A 625-nucleotide genomic window follows, 5' to 3' on the forward strand; every position below is an offset into this window, starting at 1 on the left:
CTCCTAGTGCCAAGGCATCCACCGTGCGCCCTTTCTAACTTAACCGTTAAAAAGAATCACTATGTGATATCTTGTGTTACTAATTGAATGTGATGTCTACTGTTATCTAGTTTTCAAAGAACACGTTTCGAAGGAATGATCCTTCAAAACTAAACAAGACAGGGAACGTTCTGTTTATAAGACCCAAGGTCTTATATTCCGTAAATATCCTTAGAAAGGAGGTGATCCAGCCGCACCTTCCGATACGGCTACCTTGTTACGACTTCACCCCAATCATCTGTCCCACCTTCGGCGGCTGGCTCCATAAAGGTTACCTCACCGACTTCGGGTGTTACAAACTCTCGTGGTGTGACGGGCGGTGTGTACAAGGCCCGGGAACGTATTCACCGCGGCATGCTGATCCGCGATTACTAGCGATTCCAGCTTCACGCAGTCGAGTTGCAGACTGCGATCCGAACTGAGAACAGATTTGTGGGATTGGCTTAACCTCGCGGTTTCGCTGCCCTTTGTTCTGTCCATTGTAGCACGTGTGTAGCCCAGGTCATAAGGGGCATGATGATTTGACGTCATCCCCACCTTCCTCCGGTTTGTCACCGGCAGTCACCTTAGAGTGCCCAACTGAATG

The 625-nt window shown here is 49.0% G+C and carries 1 rRNA gene; it reads right to left on the reverse strand.

The window, feature by feature from the left end:
* Positions 1 to 214: 214 nt before the first annotated feature.
* Positions 215 to 625 (reverse strand): 16S ribosomal RNA (locus LJF29_RS21120); the annotation flags it as partial.

The organism is Bacillus sp. LBG-1-113 (assembly GCF_020708615.1).
Classification (GTDB): domain Bacteria; phylum Bacillota; class Bacilli; order Bacillales; family Bacillaceae; genus Bacillus; species Bacillus mojavensis.